6 protein-coding genes are annotated in these 7,145 nt (G+C 70.7%); all 6 read right to left on the reverse strand.

Annotation, left to right across the window (positions count from 1 at the left end; all coding sequences use genetic code 11):
- Nucleotides 1-74: 74 nt before the first annotated feature.
- On the reverse strand, nucleotides 75-1,898 hold the full coding sequence (locus tag ACWD3H_RS37125) for a GH39 family glycosyl hydrolase (RefSeq protein WP_451958334.1): 1,824 nt from the start codon (nucleotides 1,896-1,898) through the stop codon (nucleotides 75-77).
- A gap of 51 nt (nucleotides 1,899-1,949) precedes the next feature.
- Nucleotides 1,950-3,560, reverse strand: a complete 1,611-nt coding sequence (locus ACWD3H_RS37130) for a glucoamylase family protein (RefSeq protein WP_451958335.1) — start codon at nucleotides 3,558-3,560, stop codon at nucleotides 1,950-1,952.
- 18 nt (nucleotides 3,561-3,578) lie between these two features.
- Nucleotides 3,579-4,418, reverse strand: coding sequence for a carbohydrate ABC transporter permease (locus tag ACWD3H_RS37135; protein WP_451958336.1), 840 nt, complete (start codon nucleotides 4,416-4,418; stop codon nucleotides 3,579-3,581).
- The gene (locus ACWD3H_RS37140) at nucleotides 4,415-5,362 is read right to left on the reverse strand and encodes a carbohydrate ABC transporter permease (RefSeq protein ID WP_350912556.1); all 948 of its coding nucleotides are present in this window, start codon (nucleotides 5,360-5,362) and stop codon (nucleotides 4,415-4,417) included. Before ACWD3H_RS37140 ends, ACWD3H_RS37135 begins: the two co-directional genes overlap by 4 nt.
- Nucleotides 5,363-5,364: 2 nt before the next feature.
- Nucleotides 5,365-6,615 carry a sugar ABC transporter substrate-binding protein gene (locus tag ACWD3H_RS37145; RefSeq protein ID WP_451958337.1) on the reverse strand — a complete coding sequence of 417 codons (1,251 nt, stop codon included), beginning with the start codon at nucleotides 6,613-6,615 and terminating at the stop codon, nucleotides 5,365-5,367.
- Nucleotides 6,612-7,145: LacI family DNA-binding transcriptional regulator (locus tag ACWD3H_RS37150; RefSeq protein ID WP_451958338.1), on the reverse strand; the 534-nt coding region annotated here is incomplete at its 5' end. The genes ACWD3H_RS37145 and ACWD3H_RS37150, both read right to left, overlap by 4 nt.

The following is a 7,145-nucleotide window of genomic DNA, read 5'->3' on the forward strand; positions in this document are numbered from 1 at the left end:
CCGGGCCCCGCCCCGGCACACGCCCCTCAAAACGCGCGGAACCTCACCGGCGGCCGGATGGACTCGCGCCCCCGTCACGCCGGGGTGAACTCCAGGTAGGAGACGGCGGGCATGGGCAGCGTGAACTCCAGCCGCAAGGTCCCGTCCTCCGCGTGGACGGTACGGGCGGGTTCCAGCTCGTCCAGGCTGTTCGCGGTGTGGAGCCGTTCCCACTGCTCGCCCTTGGGCCAGTCCGCGCCCCCGCCGATCTCCGCCCAGACCGCCCGTATGTTGGAGTGCCTCTCGTCGATCCGGTGGTGGCTGACCGCGTACTTCCCCGTGGCCAGTCCCTCGACGGTGAGGGTGACCTCGCGCGACAGGATCTCCTCGCCGTCGGCTCTGTGCTGGTCGAGGGTGCCGTTCCACACCAGCACCCCGACGGCGCCGGTGGCCGAGCGCGCCGCCCACGCCTCGACTCCCGCGACGTCGCCGGTGGCCGAGCAGGCGAGCTCGTCCGCGCCCAGCCGGTCGGCCAGGGTGAGCGCGAGATAACGGGGCTTGCGCAGGTTGCCGACCGTGAGCAGGCCGAACCCGCCGTGGAAGAGTGCCGGTGGGCGGCCCAGCTCCTCGAAGTGGTCCGAGGCCACCCAGTGGGCCAGCGCGTCCACCCGTCCGGCCGCCGACCTCATCCCGTGCAGCAGGAACGCCGCCCCGAACGGCCCGTCGCCGATGCCGTGGAAGTGGGTGGGGGTCGGACCCCACTCCGTCCACCAGATCGGCGTGCCCTCGCGGCCGTGCCGTTCCAGGACGGGCCGCCAGTCGAGCGGGGCGTTGCCGTAGGTGTGGGTGGAGACGAAGTCGAGCGCCGCGCCCGAGGCGTCCACGTGGTCGATCAGCTCCTGGACCCAGCCGTTGGCCGCCGACGACGGGCCGCCGACGCGGATGTCCGGGTGGACGTCCTTGACCGCCGCCGCCGACACGTCGTACAGCCGGAAGAACTCCTGTGGCGTACCGCTCCAGAAGACCTCCAGGTTGGCCTCGTTCCACACCTCGAAGGCCCAGTTGTCGACCACCTCCCGCAGGCCGTACCGGTCGACGAGGTGCCGGGTGAGGTCGCGGACCAGGTCGCCCCACCGGTCGTAGTCCCTGGGCGGTGAGATGATCGCCCCGTAGCCGAAGACCGTCTTCGACGGGTCGGAGGCCAGGTCGCGCGGCATGAACGACAGCTCCACGATCGGCCGCATGCCGAACGCGGTGATCGTGTCGTAGACCTCGTCCACCCGGGTGAAGTCGTGCACGGGCTTCCCGCCGTCCTCCCGGTAGACGCCGAGGTCGTCGCTGAGGATCGCGTGGGCGCGCACGGTCTCGACGCCGAGCTCCTCCCGCATCGTCCGCAGGGCCTCGGTCAGCTCGGGGCCGATCGGGCGCCCGCCCACGGTGTCGGCGGACAGCATGTACGACAGGTGCTCGGAGCCGATCATGTACTTCCACGGCCTGGGCAGGGGCCGCGTGCTCGCTGAGGCGTCGACCCGCAGGACCGCCGCGCCCGGCTCGGCGAGCGGCGCGGCGAACACCGGTCCGGCGAAGGGGCCGGTCCGCTCCACGGTGGTGACGGCGGCGACCCTGTACCAGGCGGGTTCCCCGAGCGTGTCGACGTAGCGCGGATCCGGCACGGCCGGTACGTCGACGTCGCGCTGCTCGGTCGAGGTGTACGGCCCCTCCTCGGCGGGCGCGCGGTGGACGATGTAGCCGATGGCCCCGGCCACCGGTTCCCAGGTCAGCGTGACGTGCCCGCCTCCGCTGTCGGCGCGCAGGTCGCGGGGGGCGGCGACCTCGACCCGTCCGGCCGCGGTCACCTCCCCCGACGCCTTGTGGATGCGGGCCTGCCAGTCTCGGCGTGCGGCATCGGCCGTGCTCATGGATACGTCTCCCCGATGGTCGGTTGGTGGATGTGCACGTTGGAGTACGGCTCACCTGGGGGGCACGACGGCCCATTCCTCCTGGCGCAGCACGGGGGCGAGTTTGGCCGTGACGTCGCGGGTCGCGAAGTGGCGGCGCAGGCTGTCGCCCGCGAGCGCGTTGCCGAGCGCGATCATGATCATTCCCTGGTCGAGGGCGAGATACTGCTTGGCGACCTTGCCGCTGCGCACGGCCACCGCGTCGTAGAAACCGCCGGGTCCGTAGGAGTCGAAGTTCGCCCTGAGCCTGGCGAGGTTGCCGAGGGCCGCGTCCGGCGCGTGGCGCAGCGCGAGGAACGACGCGTGCGGGGTGACCACGCCGTCCCCGTAGGACTCGGGTTCCGCCTGGCCCTCGCGGCATCCCTCGAACCCGTAGTCGACGGAGGTGCGCTCCTGGTCGGAGGTGTAGCCGGGGGTGTCCATGCCGATCGCGTCCACGCCGTACTCGCGGTAGCCCCCGGCGGGGTCGTTGGACGGGGAGAAGCCCCAGTATCCGTACTTCGCGTCGTTCATGCCGTGCTCGATCTGGGCGGCCACGTAGACCGGCTGGTTGCGGCCCCAGCTCCTGGCGCCCCAGACGTCCTCCGGCACGAGCTGGGTCACCATCAGCTCCTCGAACATGCTGCCGCCCCAGGTGGGCACCAGGCGCATGCCGCGGTAGCCGTACGTGCCCTCGAAGACGTTGACGCCCATGTACGTGCGCCAGGCGCCGACCGGCTTCTGCTCGGCCCACGACCAGTCGCAGGTGTCGGGGAAGGTCCGCCACATGCCGTAGTAGTGCTCGGGCGGGAGCTGGTCGAGGACGATGCCGACGTAGCTGGCGATCCTGGCCTCGGTGAGCGCGCCGTAGTGGTGGCAGGTGGAGTAAACCGTGGTTCCCGAGCCGTTGTAGTCGCTCTCGACCGAGCAGCCGGTGGGCTTCTCCGGCCAGAACCCGCCGCGCAGCAGGCCGGTGCCCGCGTCGGGCCGCGCCTGCGGGTCGTAGTAGGACTCGAAGTCCATGCCGCTCAGCAGCGCCTCGGCCTGCTTGGAGACCTCGGGCACGGCACTGCGGATCATCATGAGGGCGGCCGCGAGCCAGCCGTTGTCGACGCTGGACAGGAACGGCTGGACGGCGGAGCCGTTCTCCGGCCAGGTGCGCACGATCCGCAGCGTGTGCGGGTCGTACCAGTTGTAGAACTGGCCGGTCGGGGCGTGACGCTCCAGCTTGGCCGTCGAGCCGAGCGTTCTGGCGACGCGCCGCTGGGCCTCACCCCGGGAGATGAGGTGGGTGTCGCGGGCGGCCACCGTACTCCACAGGTAGGTGGCGATGTTGGTCGGCGAGGTCACCTTGGCGCGGGTGCCGGGGTCGAGCGAGCCGTCGATCTTGTCGGAGGGCAGCCCGGTCGCCGGGTCGGCCATCGCGTCCATGGATTTCCAGGTGTCCGCGGCGTAGCGGCGCAGCAGTTCCCGCTGCCGCGCCGCTGTCAGGGGGGTCGCTGTCAAGGGGACAGAGGGGGAGACGAGGGGAGACGCGGAAGGGGAGAGCGAGGGGGCGGGGGAAGGGGCGGCCGAGGCGGGAGAGGGGGCGGCCGTGATCAGGGCGAGACAGGCCGCCAGGGCGGCCGCGTGACGACGACGCACGGGGGCTCCTTACGTGGGTTACTTGAGTCCGGTGGAGGCGATGCCCTGGGTGAAGAAGCGCTGCAGGAAGACGAAGAGGACCAGGACCGGCAGCACGACGACCACCGCCCCGGCGATGAGCAGGCCGTACTGGGTTCCCTGGTAGCCGTTGAAGATCGCCAACGCGACGGGCAGCGTGTACCTGTCCTCGCTCTGGGCCACCACCGCGGGCCAGAGGAAGTTGTTCCACGAGCCGAGGAACGTGATCAGGCCGAGCGTGGCCAGGGCGGGCTTGCAGAGCGGCATGACGATCTGGAAGAAGATCCGGAACTCCCTGGCGCCGTCGACCCGCGCGGCGTGGATCAGCTCGTCGGGGATGTCCGCGATGAACTGGCGCATCAGGAAGATGCCCAGCGGGGTGACCAGGCCGGGCAGGATGATCCCGAGGAAGGTGTTGACCAGGCCGAGCTTCGCGATGAGCACGAACTGCGGGATCATCACCACGATGGCGGGCAGCGCCATCTGGGTCAGGACCAGCACGAAGAGCACGTTCTTGCCGCGGAAGGCCAGCTTGGCGAAGGCGTACCCGACCATCGAGCAGAACAGCAGGTTGCCCGCGACGGTGGCGAGGGCCACCACCGCGCTGTTGACGAACACCTGCGTGATGTTCATCTTCTCCAGCAGCTCGCCGTAGTTGCCGAGCGTCCACCGCACCGGCAGCAGGTCCGGCGGGTCCCGCCTGATCTCGGTCTCCGGCTTGAACGAGGTGAGCAGCGTCCAGACGAACGGGAGCACGACGAGCGTGAGTCCGGCGCTGAGCAGCGCGTACGTGGAGAAGCGGCGTTTCACCCGGGTCTCCCGGCCCGGAACCGGTCTCACCTGGACCTCCCGACCCGGAACTGCAGGACCGCCAGGGCCACGATCACGGTGAACAGGACGCTCGCGGCGGCCGCGGCGTAGCCGTAGTTGCCGGAGCCGAACTGGTTGTAGATGGCGAGCGACGCCGAGGTGGTCGCTCCCGCCGGACCTCCCCGGGTCATCACCAGCGGCTCCTCCATGAACTGGGCGAACCCGATGGAGCTGTAGACGGTGCAGAACAGCAGCGCCGGGCGGAGCATCGGCAGCGTGACGGAGCGGAAACGCTCCCAGCGTCCGGCGCCGTCGACCTCCGCCGCCTCGTACAGCTCCCTGGGGATGCCCTGCAGGGCGGCCAGCAGGACGACCATGTCGAAGCCGAAGCTCCGCCAGGCGGTCATGACGATGATCACGGGAAGCGCCAGGTTCTCGTCGGCGAGCCAGCGGGGGCCGTCCACGCCCACCGCCGCGAGCACCTGGTTGACCAGTCCCGCGTCGGGTTCGAGCAGGAACCTCCAGGCCACCGCGACGCCGATGATGCTGGTGACGTACGGCAGGTAGTAACCGAGCCTGAAGAACGCGGCGGGCAGCCGGGCGATCCCCGAGTTCAGCGCCACGGCCGCGCCCAGGCCGAGGGCGATGGTGAGCGGGAGCGCGGTCACCACGAAGATCAGCGTGTTGACCGCCGCCTTGCGCATGAGCTCGTCGTCGAACAGCCGCAGGTAGTTGTCGAGCCCGACGAGGTTCACCCCGAGGGGATCGCGCACGTCGGTACTGCGCATGTCGGTGAAGCTCATGCCGAGTTCGACGAGGAGCGGTCCCGCCCAGAACACCGCGAACATCACGACGAAGGGCGTCACGAAGACCCAGGCCAGACCGGTACGGCGGAATCCTCCCCCGGATCGCCGCTCCTTGACGGGGGCGGGTCCGGTGGACTCGCGCGAGCCCACCCGCTCGCTGACCACCATGGTCAGACCCCGGTCCCGATGGTCTCGGCCTGCTCCTGGACGGTCTTGGCCGTCTCCTCGGCCGTCTGCTTGCCCAGGGCCATCTTCTCGATCTCGGTCTCCATCACCTTGGCCACCTGCTCCCATGTCGGGACGGCGGGGACGGCCTTGGCGTCCTTGAGCTGCTCGCCGAAGACGGTGACGCGCTCGTCGGCGGTCAGCGCCGGGTCCTGCCAGGCGGCCTCGACGCTGGGCAGCGCGTTGACCTTGGTGTACCAGGCGGCCTGGACCTTGGGGTCGACGAGCCAGCGCAGGAACTTCCAGGCGGCGTCGCGGTTCTTCGCGTCCTTGAAGACCACCATGTCGCTACCGCCGACCAGGCTGGTGCCTCCCGCGCTCCCCTTCGGGTAGGGCGCGACGGCGAACTTCTCACCGAAGCCGTCGCCGCCCTCCTTCTCCAGGCCCGCGATCATCCACGGCCCCGAGTAGAAGGCGCCGACCTTCCCCTTGACGAACGTCTGCGGGAAGGCGCCGGTGGGCTGGTCGGTGCTGGAGAGCCCGCCCTCGAAGAACGAGCCGTACTGCTTGAGCGCCTGGACCATCTGGGGCGTGTCCAGCGTCCACTTCCCGCCCGAGACGATCTCGCCCCCCGCCTGCCACACCAGCGGCAGCACCTCCTGCCAGGAGCCCTGCCGGAAGTTCTGCTCGACGCCGAGCGAGGCGCCCCCCTTCTCCTTGAGCGCCCTGACGAAGGCGGTGGTCTCCTCCCAGGTGACGGGCGGCTTCACCGCCGCCCTCGAAGCGAGGTCCTTGCGGTAGTACAGGGCGCGGGTCTCGACGTACCAGGGCACTCCGTACGCGGTCCCGTCCACCTCGACCGTGCCCCACGCGCCGGGGAAGAACGTCGACTTGTCGATCAGGCCGGCCGGGGTGGGGTCGAGGGCGCCGGTCTTGGCCATCTCGCCCATCCAGGTGCTGCCCAGCATGGTGATGTCGGGGGTGGCGTTCCCCGCGACGGCCGCGGTGATCTTGTCGTGGGCCACGTCCCAGCCGAGCGGGGTCACCTTGATCGTGATGCCGGGGTTGGCCGTCTCGAAGTCCTTGGCGAAGGCGCCCAGCGCTTCCCCCTCGGCCCCGATCGCCCAGACCGTGACCTCGCCGGTGGCCTTGCCGGTGTCGACGTCCCTCGCCTGCTCCGCGGCCCCTCCACCACTCCGGCCGCACCCGGCGAGCACCAGTCCCAACGCGAGGATCCCGACGGCGTACTTCTTCACTTTTCCTCCAGGGGGTGAGGACCGCAGCTGGATCGAACGATCAGCTGGGTGGGGAGAATCTCGGAGTTCGGGACGGTACGAGCACCCTTGATGAGCTCGTCCAGCGCGCGAGCGGCGCGGGCGCCGAGCAGGCGCATGGGCTGGCGCACCGTGGTGAGGGCGGGTCTGGCGTGGCGGGCGGCCATGATGTCGTCCCAGCCGGTGACCGCCACGTCGCCCGGCACGTCGAGGCCGAGTTCCTCGGCCGCCAGGATGACGCCGAGAGCCACCTGGTCGTCGGCGCAGATCACCGCCTCCGGCCGGCGCGCTCCACCGGGTTTCCCGCCGAGTAGCGTCCGCCCCGCCGCGTACCCGCCCTCCACGGTGAGCTCGCAGGGCAGCGGCTCCGGGGGCCGGATCCCGTGGTCGGACAGGACCCGCCTGACACCCGTCCAGCGCTGGGTGACGTCGCCCCGGTCGTCGTCCCCGGCCAGGGCGAAGGTGGAGTAACCGTGGCCGAGCAGGTGGGTGGTGAGCGCCTCGGCCGACGC

The sequence above is a fragment of the Streptosporangium sp. NPDC002607 genome, from assembly GCF_053592655.1.